Below are 17889 nucleotides of genomic sequence, written 5' to 3' on the forward strand. Positions count from 1 at the left end.
GAGGAAAAGATGTTTGAAGACTTGAAGCCTGAAGAGACGGAACTGGTCGGCATGTGGCTTGACCTTGGTCTAAAGATAACCGGCGATGCCATTGCCGACCGGGTGGAATGGCTGGCCGCCAACCGGCTGCAGAAGCTGGCGGAGAAACCGGATGAAGGTGCGGAACTCTACCGCGACCCTAGGGACAACCGCCTGTGGGAGAAGGTGCTCGCCTTTGCCGGCGGACCGCCGACCTTGCGGGTCATCACCCAGGCCGATGCGGCGACACGATTCGGCTATACTGGATAACCCATGCGGCAAAGAGAGGCTGTGGACATGGAAAAGAGACACCTCGTGGGATGGATGATTTCCATCGTTTTTGTCCTCATAGCCGGATGTGCAACGGACCCGGCGCAGCGGCAGGCCGTTTTGCTTCAAGCAGAGCACAAGGCCCAGTACACCAAAGCTCTGCGCAGTATTGAGGGGCATGACGGAGAGTATCCGGCCCGGGTCCTGCGCGGCATGGAGCAGCTGAAATCCATGGCAGAGCAAGGCTATGCCCCGGCCCAGTTCAAGCTGGCCTACTATTACTATACCGGCCCTGCCTCCTACGACTGCTTGAAGCAGGATACAAAGGAGGCCTATTACTGGTTCGGAAAGGCGGCAGAGCAGAACCACCGCGAAGCCCAGTATGAATTCGCCATGCTCTTCAACCCGAAAAGCGGCCTGAAGCAGTATGCCGATGCTGAAAAGTACGTATACTGGATGCAGAAAGCTGCCGATGCCGGATATGCCAAGGCCCAGTATGCCCTGGGGAGGATGAACGAAAAGGGAGAGTATGTGCCCCAGGATGTGGCCCTGGCCAAGGAACTGTTTGAGAAGGCAGCGGCACAGGGGGATGGGCAGGCGCAGAGGGCGTTGAAGAGGCTTGGGAAGTAATAGTGGGCGGGCCAGATGGCCGCACTTTCTGCTTTTAATCCTGCAATAAGGTCACTCCAGAAGAGGATCCCCGTGGGGATCCTCTTCCAGTACCTGATACTGTTGCTATTCCTGCCAGTGATCAGGGCAGAAGCGAATCATACAGTTGCCCATCGTCAATGCTTATGCCATGTCTATCATGCGGTACTGTCACCGTAACAGCTCCGGTGCAACTCTCGCCAAAGCTATCCGTGGCCTTGAACGTAATGCCGTAGGTCCTGCCGTTCCCGTTGCCAGCCCGCTCGGCACGAAGCAGTAGTCCGTTCTCTTGTTTATAGGCGTCAAGACTTGTGTCGCCATCTCCGAGTCCGTTGGTCGGTTCATCTTGGGTTATATTCAGCAGCTCTATATTTACTTCGTTGTTTTCGGGGTCTTGCAAGCCCGTAATGCCGACCGGCGCCAATTTGTGATTGGGAGGCCACAGCACTGAAGGGTCAGCTTTGGCAGTATCGCATGAGGGTGGAGCATTTACATCAAGCACCTTCACCAACACATGGGCGGGGTTACTCTCAACCAGGCCATCGTTGACCACCAATTCAAACTTGAGCAATGCTCCGTCGAGACCCACAAAAGGAGCGGTAAAAGACGGGCTCTGTGCATAGGAGTTCGATATTTGAACCGGTATTCCTTCCAATTGCCTCCAGCTATAGGTAATCAGGTCTCCATCCTGGTCGCTGCTTTTTGATCCATTGAGTACAACAGTGTTGCCCTCGTTGCGCATCAGAAGGTCGCCTGCATCGGCTAGCGGGGCATGGTTTATATTTTCCACGACTACATCCACCGTATCACTTACTGCTTCAATCCCATCCGAGGCCGACAGCTGAAAGGTAAGTATAGCACCCTCGACACCCACTGCCGGAGCAACAAACACCGGCTTAGTGGTAGTTGCTCCTGATAGCTCAACCGGGGAACCCGCTATCTGGGTCCATTGATACGTCAAGACATCTCCATCGGGATCGAAAGTGGCAGAGCCATCCAGCGTCACCTGGCTCCGCTCACCTACGGTCATGATCGGCCCAGCCTCTGTTTCCGGCAGATGGTTTAAGTTCTTTACATTTATGTTGACGAAATCCGGTTTACTCACCAGGTTTCCGTCATTGACTACAAGCCGAAAGGTCAGGGTTTCTCCTCCACGTGTAACGAGTGGAGCAGTAAACGTCGGACGAACCGAATCACTAGTATTCAGCGCAACAGGAGTACCACTCACCTGCATCCATTGGAAGGTCAGGGCATCGCCGTCCGGATCTATAGCCGCCGAGCCATCCAAAGTGACGAGAGAACCTTCAGTGACGGTCTGATCAGCCCCGGCCTCTGCTACCGGCGGATTATTGACTGGTGGCCTGACGACCGTGATCTGTGAATAAAAAGCACCACTATTGTCATCACACCTGCTGTCATTGAAACCAAGATAGAGCGTTCCTGCTTGCGTTACAAACACATCCAATGATTCACCGACGAAAAATGGTGCGTTGGTGCCTATTTTGCCGACAAGAGCAGTGGCGCTGAGATAAGGAGCCAAAAACGAAGAAGCCATCGACGGTGGCGGTGGAGCGCCATTGCCGTTCGGGCCGTTGCAACCGCCAGGGACCGCACATGATAGCCCAGTGGAAACGATAATCAGGTGATCCCCCGGCAAGAGCTGCACCCCGCTCGACTGAAAACCGGTGTGCGGGTATCCCGCCAGATACCTATCCGAATATTTCGGATCAACAGTAAATGTTGTCGTTTCCGCGTTGGCGACAATGCATGCACCAATAAGTACCATCCCTCCTGTTATTGCAAGAACAATCTTTCTAAACATGCCCCCTCCTAAAAATAAAAGTTGATAATTTTTTAATTTAAAATTAGATTTGTCAAGTAAATAAATTCTTTGACATCACGATTTTAAATGCATACCTTCGCAAGAATCTATGCAGGAATTCCATGAATTCAAAGGACACCAAACTTAATTCCAAAGGCGATCAAAGGGCCGCCTTTGCAGCTTCTGCACAAAAATTTGCGGGAGGCAGGTCTGCCTTTCTGCCCCCACCTTTAGATTTTCGGGGGACACGATTTCGGGGGGACACAATACATAATTCAGAAATCTAGGCCAAGACGTTGCACTTAAGTCTCCTTACCTCTTTCAATGCCCGCCAAACTTCCCCGAATTCCTTCTTCTTCTCCGCAAAAACTCCGGCAGCTCCAGGGCGTTCAGCACATCCTCCTTTTCCAGCCAGCCCCTGCGGGCAATGGCTATTCCATAGGGAAGGAAGTCGAAGTTGCTGGTGACATGGGCATCGGTGTTGATGGCCACCGGTACCCCCAGCTCCTTGGCTCGCCGCGCTTGGCGGTCGTTGATGTCCAGGCGGAGCGGATAGGCGTTGATTTCCAGTGCGGTGCCGGTTTCCGCCGCCACCCGGAGCACCTCGTCCATGTCGATCTCGTACGCCTCACGTTCCCCCAGTATTCTGCCGGTTGGGTGAGCGATCATGGTCACCCACGGGTTGCGCATGGCGGCCGCCATCCGGGCGGTGATCTGCTCCCGGGGCTGCTTGAAGGCCGAGTGGATGGAGGCGATGACGAAATCAAGCTCTTTCAGCACCTCATCGGGAAAATCAAGGGAGCCATCGGGCAGGATGTCCATCTCCGTGCCGTGCAGCACCCGGAAGTCGCCACTGTTACGGTTGAAGGCGGCGATCTCCTCCCGCTGCTCTATGAGCCGCTCGATGGTCAGACCACGGGTGACCCCCAGGGACCGGGAGTGATCGGTGAGGGCGATATAGGCAAGCCCCCGCTTTCTGGCTGCTGCGGCCATCTTGTCCAGGGAGTGCATGCCGTCGCTCCACCGGGAATGGACGTGCAGGTCCCCCCTGATGTCTCCGGCGGTGACCAGCCGGGGCAAGGCATCGGCCAGGGCCGCCTCCACCTCGCCGCCGTCTTCGCGCAGTTCCGGCGGGATGAAGGGTAGGCCAACCACCCGATAGACGTCCTCCTCTTCTGCCCCGCCGATCCGCGAATCATCTTCGGTCCGAAAGATACCGTACTCGTTGATCTTCAGCCCCTGGCGTACCGCCATGTCCCTGAGCCGCACGTTGTGATTCTTCGAACCGGTGAGATAGGCCAGGGCGGCGCCAAAGGAACCCCGCTCCACCACCCGGAGGTCCACCTGGATTCCGTCCGTGACAAGCACCGATGACCTGGTCGGCCCTTTCAGCAGCAGCCTGGTTACCTGGGGGAGCGTGGTAAAGGCGATCATCAGTGCCGCCGGGTCAGAGGCGGTGGCGACGATATCGATGTCCTTCACCGTCTCTTTCCAGCGCCTGATGCTGCCGGCCAGCTCGATCCGCTCCACGCATCCCTGCTTGCGCAGGCTATCCACCAGGGAGTCAGCCAGCGGCAGCACCCGCCCGAGGGGAAACCGTTCCCGGCCCCTCTTTACCATCTCGATTCCCTTAAGGATGTTTTCCTCGGTCTTGCTCTGGATCTTGGGGATTGCCCCCGCCAGCCGGTGCTCGGCCGCGGCCCGTTCCAGATCGTCCATTCCCTTGACCCCCAGCTTGTCATAGAGGAGTTTCGCCTTTGCCGGCCCCAGACCGGGAATGACCAGCAATTCCAGCATCCCCAGCGGCACCTCTTCCTTGAGCTTTTCGTGGGCCTCGATCTTGCCGGTGGCGAGATACTCCTCTATCTTGGCGGCGAAATCTTTGCCGATCCCGGGGATTTTCAACAGTTCCTTATGGGAGAGGTTGTCGATGGCCTGGGACAGTCCTTCCAGGTTCAAAGCGGCACGGCGATAGGCCCTGATCTTGAAAATATCGTAGCCGCGGAACTCCTGGATGTCAGCGATTTCGGAGAAGATGCGGGCGATCTCATGATTTTTCATGGGTGCCTCCTCTCTTAAATTTTATCAGGTGAAGGCCAAGGAGGTAACTTCAACGTCCTTGTAATTCGTCGCCCATTGAACATTGCTGATGGGGAAGTTGCAAGGTTGTTTAACGGAATTCTGGACATATATGTTCTGACGCTGTTCATTGCAATGCCAACCGGCGGATCAAGTGCTCCGGTCCCGGAGCCTGCTTCCTTATCGGTAGCGGATTGTTAGTTCGAAACTTGAATTAAAAAGAGACCTTCTGCGAGGCCAGGGGCAACCAATGGGGGCGACGTCCTTGCTTTTTAGGCCAGTGTAGCTGTATACTCCTGTTTTAAAATATCAAGGAGCCGAAGTATGGGCGGCAAGAAACGGCTGCGAAGGACCTTTCTGTTGCTGCCATACTGCCAGTACCAGCCCCGCAGTGGAAGACGCTCCAAAAGGTGAACCATAATGCTGAAAAATCGTGAAGCAGCTCGTGCCAATCTGGAAAATCTTTACCGGATCTTTACCGTCCCGGAAGCGCCCGATTCGACCCTAGGCGCTATCGATCAGGCGATTGCCGCAGATGTCACCGGCTTTTTGCAGACCCATATCGTTGCCATCGAACGCGACCTCGAAGCTATCGAGGCCGATTTCGCCTCTGCCATCATCCCGGAAGAACCGACCTACGTCTCCGAATATACCGAATTCGTCAAGGAGAACCTGGTCGCCCAGTCGGTCCATACTGCTGCCCCCGGCTTTGTCGGCCACATGACTTCGGCGATCCCCTACTTCATGCTCCCCCTGGCGCGCCTCATGACAGCCCTCAACCAGAACCTGGTCAAGGTGGAGACATCCAAGGCCTTTACCCCCATGGAGCGGCAGGTCCTGGCCATGCTCCATCACCTGGTCTACCGCCGGGATGCCGACTTCTATCCCGCCTGGATTCACAACAGCCAGCATGCCCTGGGGGCCTTCTGTTCCGGCGGCACCATTGCCAACGTCACGGCACTCTGGGTGGCTCGCAACCGTCTCTTCGCTCCAAGCGCTGATTTTGGCGGGCTTGCACAGGAAGGGCTGGGCCGGGCGCTGCAGCATCGAGGGGCTGAGGGTATTGCGGTCCTCGTCTCCGAGCGCGGCCACTATTCCTTCGGCAAGGCCGCCGATCTCCTGGGCCTGGGCCGGGACAACCTGATCAAGGTGCAGACCGATGCCCATAACCGTGTCGACCTGAAGCTGTTGCGGGAAGAGGTCCGGCGCCTGCAGGACAGGAACATACTTCCGCTGGCATTGGTTGGCATCGCCGGCACCACCGAAACCGGCAATGTCGACCCGCTGGAGGCCTTGGCTGATCTCGCAGGGGAGCTCGGGTGCCATTTCCATGTGGACGCTGCCTGGGGTGGGCCGACTCTCTTTTCCGACCGGTTCCGCTCTCTGCTCAGTGGCATAGAGCGGGCCGACTCGGTCACCATCGATGCGCACAAGCAGCTTTATGTTCCCATGGGGGCGGGGATGGTCGTCTTCAAGGATCCGACGGCCCTTTCGGCGATCGAACATCACGCAAATTACATCCTGCGTCATGGCTCCAAGGATCTGGGAAGCCATACCCTCGAAGGATCACGGCCGGGTATGGCGATGTTGGTTCATGCCGGTTTATCCATCATTGGCCGCAAGGGGTACGAACTCCTCATGGATATGGGGATCGAGCGGGCGCGGACCTTTGCCGCCATGATCCGCCAGTATCCCGATTTTGAACTGACCAGCGAACCGGAGCTGAATATCCTTACCTACCGCTACTGTCCGCTCAATGTACAAAAGGCCCTGGCCGCAGCGCCTGCTGAGCAACGTGCCGGTATCAATGCGCTCCTCGACCAGGTCTGCCAGCTGCTGCAAAAACATCAACGGGAAGCGGGGAAAACCTTTGTCTCCCGAACACGGCTGCGAGTGGCTCGCCATGATGAAGAACTAACTGTCCTGCGCGTCGTGTTGGCCAACCCACTGACGACCGACGAGATCCTGGCGGCGGTTCTGGCCGAGCAGTGCGAGATCGTGCAGCAGCCGGAGATTCAGGGCTTGTTGCAGCAGGTCGAGGAAATCTGTACAGGTCTGACTGCAAAGGCGGCCGATCAGTCGCCTAATTGACCAACAACTATAAAATTATTCTTCTAGGAGTCTGTCTGACTTAGGGATCGAAGCGAGAGAATGGAAAATCGAGGACGGATATTTGGAAATTTGAGAGCGAATAGTGGACCTATTTGTCGAAAATTTACAGAGATCCGGACCGATTTGCCATTTTCGCAGCCGATTCATTCTAAGTCCGACAGACTCCTAGCTCGAATTTCCCACGGCTGGTATGCTGGCTACTCTCCTGTTAATTTCCTAGCTTCATTATACGGCAGAATTAATCAGGCTCTTTGGAATCTTCGGGAGTGAGAGCTCACACATCTAATAAAAACCCCGCTTCCGGTTCCAAGCGTGGTATATTGGGTGCCGTCGCCAAAAAAATGCCGACACAGCAAAACCGAGAGAAGGTGAAACTATGAGTATCTTTAACCTGTTTAATTGTAAGCCAGTATGTCGAACCCGCATGGTCAGCCAGGATTTCTTCGAGTGCAAGGTGAAAAGACCCAAGCCGAAATTTTGTGAGTATTCCCTTAGCATGGGAGAAAGCTTCATCTGCAACCACCTTGACCGCGCCGGGTTTTCAAGTAAAAAGTAGTGCCGAAGCCAACGTCCTGGAGTCCCATTCATCATGAAAATACAGAAGTTGATGATCGAGAACCGCACCAAGGTCTATGCGCTATTGCAGCATGCCTTTCCCGGCACTGATTATGAAGTGGCGTTGGTACAGAAACTCCACGAGAACAACAGGCTCGTGCATGAATGGGTCTGTATTCATACCAGCAAGGTCATTGCCTACATCGCATTTTCCAACGCCTATGATGGCACCGACATCTGTGGCTTGCACCTGGCCCCCATGGCGGTGGCCCCCGAATTTCAAAATCAGGGGGTGGGTTCGGAACTGCTGAAATTTGCCTTGCGACAGGAGGCGATCAAAAGCCGGACCCTGTTTGTCCTGGGGAAACCAGCTTATTACCAACGGTTTGGCTTTGAACCCTGCGGTGCCCCCATCTGTCCGTTTGATAAGAACAACTCCCATTTTCTGAGTATGCGAAACAACATTGCCGTCAGTTTTTCTGTGGGTTATGAGCCTGAGTTTAACGCTGCTGCCACATCATCCGGCAAGCAGGGAAAGAATCGCCGGTCACGGTAAGCATCAGAACGATCGATTCACTTTTATTCAAAAGGCGACCATTGGGTCGCCTTTATTGTTTCTTGTTCCTGAAAACTTATTCAAAAGGCGACCATTGGGTCGCCTTTATTGTTTCTTGTTCCTGAAAACCGATTTCCAGCCGACGTACAGCCAATGTCTCCCTATATCCACATTTGGGTGGACATGGACGGTAATGCCGGACTGATCAGCCGGCATTACCCGCAGCGCCACAAAAAAAGCCACCTTCGATCTGGTCCTGGCGCCGGAATAGAAAATCAAGTGGCTACTGGCGGCGTGACTTGAGCAGAAACGAGAAGATGAGCCCTATCAGGAGAAACCCGCATGCCAGGGCAAAACTGTAGAAGGATGCCCGTCCGGGATAGAGTCCAGCCGGATACCGATCCTTGATGAGGGCGACCAGCTGTGGGCCGGCGATACCGGCGGCGGACCAGGCAGTGAGGATTGTGCCATAGACGGCAGGCATGACCTTGCTGCCGAACAGATCGAGCACGAAGGAGGGCATGGTTCCGAAACCGCCGCCATAGCAGAGGAGAATGTAACAGACCAGCAGCGCAAAGAGCCAAGGATTGTCGGTGTACGTCAAGAGAATAAACGCCAGCAGTTGGGTGCCGAGAATGATTCTGAAGGTCTCCCGGCGGCCGATCCGGTCCGAGATCCCTCCCCACAAAAACCTGCCGATACCGTTGAAAATGGAACTGACTGCGATCAGGGTGGCGCCGTACCTGGCAAGAGCCTCCTTTCCCAGCGCCGGGTCTGCCTTGCTCCAGATATCCTGAAAGAGCGGCGACTGGAAACCGATAATGGCGATGCCGGCGGTGATGTTGCAGAAGAAGATCACCCAAAGCAGCGCAAATTCCCGCGAAATCAGGCAGGCACGGGTTCCCCTGCCATGCTCGTCCGGGCCGCTCCCGGCGCTCGCCATTGGCAGGATATAACCCGACGGCATCCATCCGGCGGGCGGATTCCTGACAAAGGCTGCAGCAGGAATGATCAGCAGGAGGAACAGCATCCCCATCACGGCAAAGACCCTTACCATGTCTCCGCCCAGTCGAGCCAGGAGCAGAGGCGCTAAAACCTTCGACATCAGGAGGGCGCCAAAGCCGAACCCCATGACCACCATGCCGGTGGCAAACCCTTTCCGGTCCGGAAACCACCTGGCCATCGTTGCGACCGGAGTGACATAGCTGAGTCCCAGGCCGGTTCCACCGATTACGCCGTAACCGGCATAAAGGAGCGGGAGGGAATGTATTCTGAGCGCCTGTGCTGCCAGCAGGTAACCGCAGCCGAACAGCATCCCGCCCAGCAGGGCAAGGATCGTCGGTCCTGTCTTCGGCAATAACATCCCTCCAGCTGCGGCAGCCAGACCGAGAAAGCAGATGGCGAGGCTGAAAGCCCATGCCACCTGGCTGTTCGACCAAAAGTAGGCGTCGCTGAGGGGTTTCTGGAAGAAGCTCCAGGCGTACACGGTTCCCAGGTTGACCATCAGCAGCGTGCAGATAACCGCAATCAGCCAGCGGTTGAATGTCTTTACCACCCGTGCACCTCCCTTTGTTCCCGTACAACCCCCGTGTAGCAGCTCCGGGTAGGAATTTGAGTATATAGTTGGAAGCAATTTTGTCCAGTTAACTAATGATGGGCAACAGTGGATTCCGGGGACGGAATTTGCGGGAAGCTTCCTTAAAGCAGAAGGCGGCCTGCTGGCCGCCTTTGATGTTTCATGCGCATATAAGCGCGGGTAAATGCCCTTACTGGCCCCTTTAGCCGTGCCGCATCATCTGGCGCCGACCACTCCGCAGGCTATCCTGTCACCGGAGTTGCCGGTTGGGTCGGTCTTCTCGTCGTCAGGCTTGGCGTGGATGATCAGGGCCGTACCACCATTTTTCAGCAACGAGGTCTTCCCTTTGCCCAGTGTTGCTCCTTCTGCTGTTGCCGTTAATTTTGCAGTGCCGTCCTTTTTCACCTCCAGGTTGGGCAGGTCGCCGGCATGCTTTCCTTCCGGGTGACCGGCACCGTGGTGCCTGCCGGTGGGGTTGAAATGAGCGCCTGCGGTGGCAAAACCGGGAGGCTCGCACTTGCCGTTTTCATGGATATGCATGCCATGTTTACCTGGCGGGAGGCCCGACGCCTTGATAGTCACTTCTACACCCCCCTTTTTCTCGGCGAAGGTTGCGGTACCGACCGATTTCCCGGTAGTGTCGACAATGGAAGAGGAAACTGTTTTTCCCGTTTCGCCAGCTCCGGCAACAGTGGCAGAGGCAATCAGCAGAAGGCATATGGTTGATCTGATCATTGCTTTCTCCTTGTAGGTTAGTTTCTGGTGCTAAAAGTGTGGATGTGGTTAACCTGCTGTCAATCCGGCTCAAATGGAGTGTTCCGCCGGATCCGTCAACGCTGCCTGGCGGCATCGACGCTCCAGATTCCACCTCCCTGGGCAGCTATGAAGAGGAAGATAAAACAATACAGCGCCGCCAGTTCGCCTTCATTCTGAAGCGGCAGCAACGCCTTCGTTCCATGGCCGATCCAGTAGGCGAAGGCCATCTGGCCGCTGGCAATAAAGGCTGCCCAGTGGGTGAACAGACCTATCATGACCAGTATGCCGCAAAACAGCTCGATGGGACCGGCCACATAGGTAATGAAGGAGGGGACTCCTGGCGGCATAGGGCTCGGAATAGCGAACAGCTTCTGGGCGCCATGCCAAAGAAACAGAAAGCCTGCCACGATGCGCATCAACGCATAACAGTGGCTACTGTAGCTGGACATGAACCATCTCATCGTGCACCTCCAGAAATAGCCGCTTATTCCGGCGAACCGCAGCCGACTGGATTTGTCTGCCACAGTGCCAAAGTCGCCCCTGTCGGGTCTGTGATGACACTGAACCAGCCGATGCCTGGAATCTCGGTAACCTCCTTGCAAATGGTCGCACCGAGGGTCATGGCCTTCGCCGTTGCCGCCTGAACATTGTCAACCAGTACATAGGCGAGCCATGAAGAGGAGACTCCGGGACCAGGGGTTTGCATCATACCACCCCCGGTACCGTCGCCCACCTTGATCAGGGTATAGTCCATCCCCGGTATATCCTCCAGCTGCCAGTCGAACAGTGCCGTGTAAAACGCTTTGGCACGGGCCAGGTCAGTTGTCGTCAACTCCACATGTACAAAGGGATTTCCCATGGCGCATCCTCCTATTTGGTCGCTAACGAATCTTCTATGATTATACATCATCGTGAGTGTGTGGCCCTGGAACGGGCAAGAAAAGAAAAAGAAATTGACTTCTGGACCTTTTGGTCCTAAAGTTTCGTCATGACAATGGGGAGACCTCTCGCATACGATCCGGAGAAGGCCCTGGATACGGCCATGCAGGTGTTCTGGTCCAGGGGCTATGAAGCGACAACCCTACAGGACCTGCTCCAGGCCATGGGGCTGTCCAAGAGCAGCTTTTATCAAGCCTTTGGCGGCAAGAAGGAAATTTTTCTGCGCAGCATGGCCCGCTACCGGGAAAAAATCGGGCAAGGACTATCCCAGTTGCTGGAGAACTCCGGATCGGCGCGGGAATTCATCGAGCGAATGTTGCTGAATTCGGCAGCCGAGGCCAGGCGTCCCAACGAGACCAGACGCGGCTGTCTAATTATGAATACCGCCACCGAGTGCGCCCAGAAAGACGGTGACATAGCCGGAGAGGTTTCCTCGGGATTTGAGGGGCTGCGCGCCCTGCTTTGCCGGGCGGTGAGGCGTGGCCAGGCAGAGGGGGGGATTACCCAAGAAGTGGAGGCCGAGGCCTTGGCCGGTTATCTGATCAGCAGCCTGGGGGGAATCAAGATGGTCGTCAAGGGTGGGGCCGATGAAGAGCGTGTCCGAGAGATCGTTGCCGTCATCCTGCGGGCATTGGACTAAATTTTTTTAGGCATTTCTGGACCGGAAGGTCCATAACTTCAAGGAGGATACCATGACCATTCAAGGAGAGAACTTCGCCGCAGAGCACACCGGACCTTTTGCGACACTACTGGAGAGGGATTTTCTCGGCTTTCACGGTAAGTACTTCATTGGCGAATCTCTGGGGCTCACCGGCTGCGAGGTGTCCCTCAACCGGCTGCCGGCAGGCAAGGGGATACCCTTTGTCCATGTTCACAAGAAGAACGAAGAGCTCTACATCGTCCTGGGGGGGACCGGCATCTTTTACGTGGACGGGAATGAGTTCCCGGTAAGCGAAGGGAGCCTGATCCGGGTGGCTCCGTCCGGCGAGCGGGCCTACAGGGCGGGTGATGCGGATCTCTATTTCATCTGCATTCAGGCCGAAGCGGGGAGCCTGACCCAGGCCACTCTTGAAGATGGGGTCAGGCTCGCGACCAAAGCCTCGTGGATGACCAAGTAGCGTATCTGTGATCGGGGAAATGAATGGAGACTCTTTAGTCCCTGCCAACTGCAGGTGGCGGTGGTAGCTTCCTATCCATATCCTTTGCGGCTTGTTTCCTCACCGCTGCTTTTCTTCCTTCATACCAGCTACACCGGTCAAGTGCCTTCAGGTGTCCAGGTATGAGTGGTGATCGATAACCTTGCTCTTTACTGTCTACGATATTATACTACGGCGGTAAAAGCGGGTGCTGACAGTTCCCGAGATCATCATCAAAGGAGAAATGAAAGTGAGAGCGAAAAGTTTCATCAAGGTAGTTGCTGGCGCATCGATAGTGGCCATGCTGGCAGCTGGTTGCGCAACCAATCCCGATGGCAGCTATGAATTTAAGCGAAGCGCCATAGGCTCTTTGGGTGGGGCGGCACTGGGCGCAGGTATCGGGGCGCTGGCAGGCGGAAAGACTCACAGGGGACGAAATGCTGCTATCGGTGGTCTGTCCGGCGCAGTCGTGGGCGGCGGCATCGGTTATTACATGGACCGGCAGGCGGCAGCCCTGAAGAAGAACCTGCCTGAGGCGGAGGTGGTCAGGGACGGCGACAAGGTTTATGTGGCTTTGCCGTCAGGTATTCTCTTCGATTTGGGCAAGGATGCCCTGAAGTCGGGAGCCAAAGAGTCTCTGAGCAAGGCGGCGGCAACCCTCAAGGCCTCTGAGACCAATATCGTCGTTCAGGGACATACCGATTCCACCGGCTCCGATGCCATCAACCAGCCATTGAGTGAAAGGCGCGCGAAGCAGGTTCGCGATTTCCTCACTGCCAACGGTGTGCCTGCGTTCAGGCTGACTGCTGTAGGCTATGGATCGAGCCGCCCGGCCGTTGCCAACGACACCGACGCCAACCGCGCCCTCAATCGCCGGGTGCAGCTGGAGATCAGTCCCAACGAAAAGGCAATAGCCCAGAACAGCGGCAACAATTAAAGAGCTATACGTCCATAAGCGGATAAAGGCGGCCATTCCGGCCGCCGAGTCTGATGAAAAAGCCCCATCTGCGGCGTTGCCCTTACCATTCGTCGCTGCGGCGTACCGTTAAGTACGCCTCACTCCTCAGGTTTCGGGCGCCTTGCACCTAGGGCTTTTTGATCAGCCTTACATATTGTGATTTTGTCAGCAATCTGGGCGGCCATTCCGGCCGCCTTTGCTTTTGTGGGTGAAAAAGCTGGAAAACCGCCTTCCCACTGGCTATTATGGAAGCCTCAAGACGAGGAGGGATTATGGTGACCGTATGGCTGTTGTACTTAGTATTGGGGGCATTTGCAGGCGTCATGGCGGGGTTGCTCGGCGTCGGCGGGGGGCTGGTGATCGTACCGGTGCTGTCGTTCATTTTCGCCCATCAGCAGTTGCCTCCTGAGCATATTCTGCACCTGGCCCTGGGTACTTCCCTGGCCAGTATCATTTTCACCTCCATCTCCAGTCTCCGTGCCCACCATGCGCGGGGGGCCGTCAACTGGAACGTGGTGCGGCAGATCAGTCCGGGCATCGTATTCGGCACCTTTCTCGGCTCCTGGGTTGCCTCCAGGCTTTCCACCGCATTTCTCAAAGGTTTCTTTGTCGTTTTCCTCTTTTACGTGGCCATACAGATGTTCTTCAATATCAAGCCGCAGCCCCATCGGCAGCTCCCGGGAAAGGGCACGATTTTCGGCGTGGGTGGCCTGATCGGTGGGGTGTCCAGCTTCGTCGGCATCGGCGGCGGCAGCATGTCCGTCCCCTTTCTGCTCTGGTGCAACGTTGCCATGCACAATGCCATCGGCACTTCGGCGGCAATCGGTTTTCCCATCGCCCTTGCCGGTGCGGCAGGCTACGTGGCCAACGGTCTTGCTGCTTCCCTTCCGCCACACACACTCGGTTTCGTTCATCTCCCGGCCCTTATGGGAGTGGCGGCGGCAAGCATTGCCACTGCGCCCCTCGGGGCGAAACTGGCCCACTTGCTGCCGGTGGCGGGGCTCAAGAAAATTTTTGCGCTGCTGCTGGTGGTGATTGGAACGAAGATGGTGCTGGACCTTCTTTAACAGGTTGTTGAAAAACAGCCATTTCACCGCCGTCCTCGTCGCTCTCTTGTGCGGCGTAGCGCAGCTACGCCTCCGCGGTCGCTCCTGCGGGTGCGACGATCTAACTGTTTTTGAACAACCTGGAATTTTTCAACAACCTCTTAATGTTTCCGACAGTTTTCGGACTGGCCTTTTTGCATTTATCACAGGGTTACCCATTCCTTCGGCGCAAAGTTGCTCTCCATGGTCCAGGCCAGGGCCTGGCATCCCTCGACGCGGAAAACCGACATGAGACTGTAGCCACTCGCCTCGATCCATGGCTTCAGGAATTCCCGGCCCGGCGAGTTAACAATCTCCTCTTTCAGCGCCTGGTCGTCCACCAGTTTAGCCTTCCCTCGTACCCTTACCTGAATGTTTGCCTGCCAGTCATGAAAGCAGAGCTCCACCGCGGGATCGGCTATCATCTGCCGGTGGACATCCTTCATGGCTCCTGTGTGGAAAAGGATTCCCCGGTCATCGGCGAGATAAACAAGCATGCCCCGCACCCGTGGTTCCCCCTCTTCGATGGTTGCCAGATGGAATACCGGATTCCTGTTGATCAGCTCAATGAGTTCTTCTCTTTCCATCAGCTCCTCCTCGACTCTTTTTCCGCGAAGGTAACAGATTTGCAGCAATGGGGCTTCCGGATTCATGCTTTTTGCTTCGGTTATCCTGCTTTTACGGTGGTCATGACATCCGAGGGGGGGCAACCGAAACGTTTGCGAAAAGTGTCGGTGAAGTGGGAATGACTGGCGAAACCACAACGAAGCGCGACGGAGGTGACGCAGGTTTCGCCGGAGACCAGGAGACGGCGGGCTTTTGCCAGGCGCAGGTCGATCAGGTAATTCATCGGTGAAAGACCGGTCTCCTTGCGGAAGACGCGGCTGAAATGGGAGGGTGACATGGCCGCCACGGTTGCCATCTTGTCCACCGTTACCTTTTCACCATAGCGGCGGTGGAGATATTCGACAACGCGATTGATTTCTATCCGGTTCGAAATATGGGGCGCCGATGAATTGACACCATGGGCGGCCCGGAGGATGGAGTGGGTGATGCGGATTGAGACTGCTGCCAGCACAGCTTCCCCGCCGGGGAGTCCCGCTTCGTGTTCGGTCATGAACTCCTTAAGTAGATTGATCAGTTCCGGACCGGGAAAAAATCGATGGAAATCGTAGGCTTTTCCGGCAAGATCGTACTGCCGTGCCTCCCGGTCGTGAAGGGTATGGGAGATGAGGATGGCGATGTAGCGCGACTGCTCTTGTCCGGGAACTTCATGATGCAGTGATCCGGGATCGATGGCAACCACTTCGCCGGGGGCGGGGGTGATGTTTTTTCCTTTGGCCTGAAAATTGCCCTTGTCGTCGAAAGTGAGGACGAAGGAGTATGCCGGGTGACTGTGATCTCGGGTAATGGCGTAGAGACAGGGACCAACTGCCGGAATGAAGAGCCCTATGCCATCGCCGACGAAACAGTCAACATATTTGAGCTGTTCTTCCGACACCTCACCGACAAGGGCGCGTATTTTTTCCAGTTTACGGGTTTCCATAGTTTCTCCGGACGGGCATTATATACGATAGCGGAGGGGGACATGTCACTATCTTTATTGAGGTGTTTTTCGCGGTAAAGGTATTCGACCGATCAAAGTAGCGGCTACCGATGCATCGGAACCTGTGGTAAAGTTACCAGGTTTTTCATCAACCGGATAAAGGAGCAGCCATGAACAACTTCAGCTATTACAACCCCACCAAGATCATCTTCGGCAAGGGTAAGATAGCCTCCATAGCCAAAGAGATCCCGGCAGAGGCCAGGGTTCTCGTCACCTACGGCGGCGGCAGCATCAAGCGGAACGGTGTCTACGATCAGGTCAGGGAAGCTCTCAAAGGCCATGACTTCCTGGAATTTGGCGGTATCGAGGTTAATCCCGGCTATGAGACATTGATGAAAGGTGTGGAGGTAGTCAGAAAAGAGGCGGTGACCATGCTGCTTGCGGTCGGTGGCGGTTCGGTGGCGGACGGAACCAAGTTCATCGCTGCAGCCGCTAATTTTAAGGGTGAGCCGTGGGATATCCTGTCAAAACAGGCGCCGGTAAAATCCGCCATACCTTTGGGGGTGGTACTGACACTGCCTGCTACCGGCTCGGAATCCAATTCCTTTGCCGTGATCTCCCGCAAAGCTACCCACGAGAAACTGGCCTTCGGCAGCCCGCTCTGCTATCCGAAATTTGCCGTGCTTGACCCGGAAACCACCTATACCCTGCCGCCAGTACAGATAGCCAACGGTGTTGTCGATGCCTTCATCCATACCATCGAACAGTATCTTACCTACCCTGCCGCCGCTCCATTGCAGGACCGTCTGGCGGAAGGGGTCCTGCTGACCCTGCTCGAGGTGGGGCCGAAGGCCCTTGCCACGCCCAATGACTACGACACCATGGCCAGTCTCATGTGGTGCGCCACTCTGGCCCTGAACGGACTCATCGGCTGTGGAGTGCCCCAGGACTGGTCGACCCATATGATCGGCCATGAACTGACGGCGGCATATGGCATCGACCATGCCCGGACCCTGGCCGTTGTGCTACCGGGACTGTTGCGTAACCGCAGGGAAGAAAAGCATGAAAAGCTGCTGCAGTATGCAAGGCAAATCTGGGGCGTTACCGACGGCAGTGATGATGAGCGCATTGAATCGGCCATTGGCCGGACCGAAGAATTTTTTCAGTCGCTGGGGGTGCCGACACGGCTGTCGGGATATGTCGACGCCGTTTCTGCGCCGGAGGCCATTGCTGCGCGTCTTGAGGCTCGGGGTGGCAACCCCTTGGGAGAGCGGGCCAGCATTACGCCTGACGTGGTGCGTGAAATACTGGCAACCCGTCTCTGATCCAGGGGTGGCACCCTCAAATATTTGCCGGCCGTCGGGCAGCTATGCCGACGGTTTTTTTTCGCATTTGAGCGGCCACAACCTGCCGATTCAGTAAAAATGAACGTTTCCCCATGGAGTTAGGCCTTTTCAAAGGTGAAAAAATTATGGTATCGTCAGTCGCTTGAAACCAGGAGGTAGACGTGAAAACATTGCAGGCCGGATACATCTCTATGGGTCGCCCGGGGAAGGCAATGGCGAGATTTTCTTTGCTCGTGCTGCTGATAATGCTTGCCGTGCTCTCCGGTTGCAGCAAGCTGACCACGGAAAATTACGAGAAAATCAAGATGGGCATGGACTACGGCGAGGTAGCCGGTATTCTCGGCAAGCCGGACAGCTGTTCCGAGGCGCTTTTTGCCAAAAGCTGCATCTGGGGCAACGAGCAGAAGAACATCACGGTGAATTTCGTTGGCGACAAGACAATTCTCTTCACCAGCAAAAATATCAGGTAGTCTGGGAGAGGCTGTAA

The 17889-nt window shown here is 55.8% G+C and carries 18 protein-coding genes; 10 read left to right on the forward strand and 8 right to left on the reverse strand.

Annotated features, from left to right (window positions below):
• Nucleotides 1–9: 9 nt before the first annotated feature.
• Together GEOB_RS05710 and GEOB_RS19225 are read left to right on the forward strand one after the other, a co-directional pair.
• Nucleotides 10–288, forward strand: coding sequence for an Imm27 family immunity protein (locus GEOB_RS05710; RefSeq protein WP_012646236.1), 279 nt, complete (start codon nt 10–12; stop codon nt 286–288).
• A 27-nt stretch (nt 289–315) separates the two neighbouring features.
• Complete coding sequence (locus tag GEOB_RS19225) at nt 316–918, forward strand: tetratricopeptide repeat protein (RefSeq protein WP_012646237.1); 603 nt, start codon at nt 316–318, stop codon at nt 916–918.
• 121 nt (nt 919–1039) lie between these two features.
• Here GEOB_RS19225 and GEOB_RS19230 read toward each other — a convergent pair whose 3' ends face one another.
• A complete protein-coding gene (locus GEOB_RS19230; protein WP_195892561.1) occupies nt 1040–2722 on the reverse strand; it encodes a PKD domain-containing protein in 1683 nt (560 codons plus the stop codon).
• 357 nt (nt 2723–3079) lie between these two features.
• Entirely contained in the window at nt 3080–4819 is a 1740-nt protein-coding gene (polX, locus tag GEOB_RS05725) for a DNA polymerase/3'-5' exonuclease PolX (protein ID WP_012646239.1), read from the reverse strand.
• Nucleotides 4820–5257: 438 nt separating this feature from the next.
• Between polX and panP the strand changes: the two genes are divergently transcribed.
• Together panP and GEOB_RS05740 are read left to right on the forward strand one after the other, a co-directional pair.
• Nucleotides 5258–6928, forward strand: a complete 1671-nt coding sequence (gene panP / locus GEOB_RS05730; protein WP_012646240.1) for a pyridoxal-dependent aspartate 1-decarboxylase PanP — start codon at nt 5258–5260, stop codon at nt 6926–6928.
• 610 nt (nt 6929–7538) lie between these two features.
• The gene (locus GEOB_RS05740) at nt 7539–8060 is read left to right on the forward strand and encodes a GNAT family N-acetyltransferase (RefSeq protein ID WP_012646242.1); all 522 of its coding nucleotides are present in this window, start codon (nt 7539–7541) and stop codon (nt 8058–8060) included.
• Between the two features lie 283 nt (nt 8061–8343).
• Here the strand turns inward: GEOB_RS05740 and GEOB_RS05745 are convergent, their stop codons facing one another.
• The 4 genes from GEOB_RS05745 to GEOB_RS05760 form a co-directional block, all read right to left on the reverse strand.
• Nucleotides 8344–9615: an L-lactate MFS transporter gene (locus tag GEOB_RS05745; protein ID WP_012646243.1), complete on the reverse strand. Its 1272-nt coding sequence runs from the start codon at nt 9613–9615 to the stop codon at nt 8344–8346.
• A 237-nt stretch (nt 9616–9852) separates the two neighbouring features.
• On the reverse strand, nt 9853–10371 hold the full coding sequence (locus GEOB_RS05750; protein WP_012646244.1) for a superoxide dismutase family protein: 519 nt from the start codon (nt 10369–10371) through the stop codon (nt 9853–9855).
• A gap of 95 nt (nt 10372–10466) precedes the next feature.
• Complete coding sequence (locus GEOB_RS05755; protein WP_012646245.1) at nt 10467–10853, reverse strand: DoxX family protein; 387 nt, start codon at nt 10851–10853, stop codon at nt 10467–10469.
• Nucleotides 10854–10876: 23 nt separating this feature from the next.
• Nucleotides 10877–11251, reverse strand: coding sequence for a VOC family protein (locus tag GEOB_RS05760; protein ID WP_012646246.1), 375 nt, complete (start codon nt 11249–11251; stop codon nt 10877–10879).
• 129 nt (nt 11252–11380) lie between these two features.
• Between GEOB_RS05760 and GEOB_RS05765 the strand changes: the two genes are divergently transcribed.
• From GEOB_RS05765 to GEOB_RS05780, 4 genes are all read left to right on the forward strand, one after another.
• Nucleotides 11381–11971 carry a TetR/AcrR family transcriptional regulator gene (locus GEOB_RS05765; protein WP_041267078.1) on the forward strand — a complete coding sequence of 197 codons (591 nt, stop codon included), beginning with the start codon at nt 11381–11383 and terminating at the stop codon, nt 11969–11971.
• A 52-nt stretch (nt 11972–12023) separates the two neighbouring features.
• Nucleotides 12024–12449: a cupin domain-containing protein gene (locus GEOB_RS05770; RefSeq protein ID WP_012646248.1), complete on the forward strand. Its 426-nt coding sequence runs from the start codon at nt 12024–12026 to the stop codon at nt 12447–12449.
• 268 nt (nt 12450–12717) lie between these two features.
• The gene (locus GEOB_RS05775; RefSeq protein WP_049764409.1) at nt 12718–13404 is read left to right on the forward strand and encodes an OmpA family protein; all 687 of its coding nucleotides are present in this window, start codon (nt 12718–12720) and stop codon (nt 13402–13404) included.
• Between the two features lie 293 nt (nt 13405–13697).
• A complete protein-coding gene (locus tag GEOB_RS05780) occupies nt 13698–14492 on the forward strand; it encodes a sulfite exporter TauE/SafE family protein (protein WP_012646250.1) in 795 nt (264 codons plus the stop codon).
• Between the two features lie 182 nt (nt 14493–14674).
• Here the strand turns inward: GEOB_RS05780 and GEOB_RS05785 are convergent, their stop codons facing one another.
• Together GEOB_RS05785 and GEOB_RS05790 are read right to left on the reverse strand one after the other, a co-directional pair.
• Nucleotides 14675–15097: a pyridoxamine 5'-phosphate oxidase family protein gene (locus tag GEOB_RS05785; RefSeq protein ID WP_012646251.1), complete on the reverse strand. Its 423-nt coding sequence runs from the start codon at nt 15095–15097 to the stop codon at nt 14675–14677.
• Nucleotides 15098–15177: 80 nt separating this feature from the next.
• Nucleotides 15178–16056, reverse strand: coding sequence for an AraC family transcriptional regulator (locus GEOB_RS05790; protein WP_012646252.1), 879 nt, complete (start codon nt 16054–16056; stop codon nt 15178–15180).
• 170 nt (nt 16057–16226) lie between these two features.
• On the opposite strand from GEOB_RS05790, the gene GEOB_RS05795 reads away from it, so the two are divergent.
• Together GEOB_RS05795 and GEOB_RS05800 are read left to right on the forward strand one after the other, a co-directional pair.
• A complete protein-coding gene (locus GEOB_RS05795) occupies nt 16227–17381 on the forward strand; it encodes an iron-containing alcohol dehydrogenase (RefSeq protein ID WP_012646253.1) in 1155 nt (384 codons plus the stop codon).
• Nucleotides 17382–17563: 182 nt separating this feature from the next.
• Nucleotides 17564–17872, forward strand: a complete 309-nt coding sequence (locus tag GEOB_RS05800; protein ID WP_012646254.1) for a hypothetical protein — start codon at nt 17564–17566, stop codon at nt 17870–17872.
• Nucleotides 17873–17889 lie beyond the last annotated feature (17 nt).

This window comes from Geotalea daltonii FRC-32 (genome assembly GCF_000022265.1).
GTDB classification, from domain to species: Bacteria; Desulfobacterota; Desulfuromonadia; order Geobacterales; family Geobacteraceae; genus Geotalea; species Geotalea daltonii.

Excerpts from the sequence above, each read along its gene's own strand:
- polX (WP_012646239.1), bottom strand. The coding sequence starts at position 4,819 with ATGAAAAATCATGAGATCGCCCGCATCTTCTCCGAAATCGCTGACATC.
- GEOB_RS05750 (WP_012646244.1), bottom strand. The coding sequence starts at position 10,371 with ATGATCAGATCAACCATATGCCTTCTGCTGATTGCCTCTGCCACTGTT.
- GEOB_RS05710 (WP_012646236.1), top strand. The coding sequence starts at position 10 with ATGTTTGAAGACTTGAAGCCTGAAGAGACGGAACTGGTCGGCATGTGG.
- GEOB_RS05770 (WP_012646248.1), top strand. The coding sequence starts at position 12,024 with ATGACCATTCAAGGAGAGAACTTCGCCGCAGAGCACACCGGACCTTTT.
- GEOB_RS19230 (WP_195892561.1), bottom strand. The coding sequence starts at position 2,722 with ATGGTACTTATTGGTGCATGCATTGTCGCCAACGCGGAAACGACAACA.
- GEOB_RS05765 (WP_041267078.1), top strand. The coding sequence starts at position 11,381 with ATGACAATGGGGAGACCTCTCGCATACGATCCGGAGAAGGCCCTGGAT.
- GEOB_RS05740 (WP_012646242.1), top strand. The coding sequence starts at position 7,539 with ATGAAAATACAGAAGTTGATGATCGAGAACCGCACCAAGGTCTATGCG.
- GEOB_RS05795 (WP_012646253.1), top strand. The coding sequence starts at position 16,227 with ATGAACAACTTCAGCTATTACAACCCCACCAAGATCATCTTCGGCAAG.
- GEOB_RS05790 (WP_012646252.1), bottom strand. The coding sequence starts at position 16,056 with ATGGAAACCCGTAAACTGGAAAAAATACGCGCCCTTGTCGGTGAGGTG.
- GEOB_RS05760 (WP_012646246.1), bottom strand. The coding sequence starts at position 11,251 with ATGGGAAATCCCTTTGTACATGTGGAGTTGACGACAACTGACCTGGCC.
- GEOB_RS05755 (WP_012646245.1), bottom strand. The coding sequence starts at position 10,853 with ATGAGATGGTTCATGTCCAGCTACAGTAGCCACTGTTATGCGTTGATG.
- GEOB_RS05785 (WP_012646251.1), bottom strand. The coding sequence starts at position 15,097 with ATGGAAAGAGAAGAACTCATTGAGCTGATCAACAGGAATCCGGTATTC.
- GEOB_RS05780 (WP_012646250.1), top strand. The coding sequence starts at position 13,698 with ATGGTGACCGTATGGCTGTTGTACTTAGTATTGGGGGCATTTGCAGGC.
- panP (WP_012646240.1), top strand. The coding sequence starts at position 5,258 with ATGCTGAAAAATCGTGAAGCAGCTCGTGCCAATCTGGAAAATCTTTAC.
- GEOB_RS19225 (WP_012646237.1), top strand. The coding sequence starts at position 316 with ATGGAAAAGAGACACCTCGTGGGATGGATGATTTCCATCGTTTTTGTC.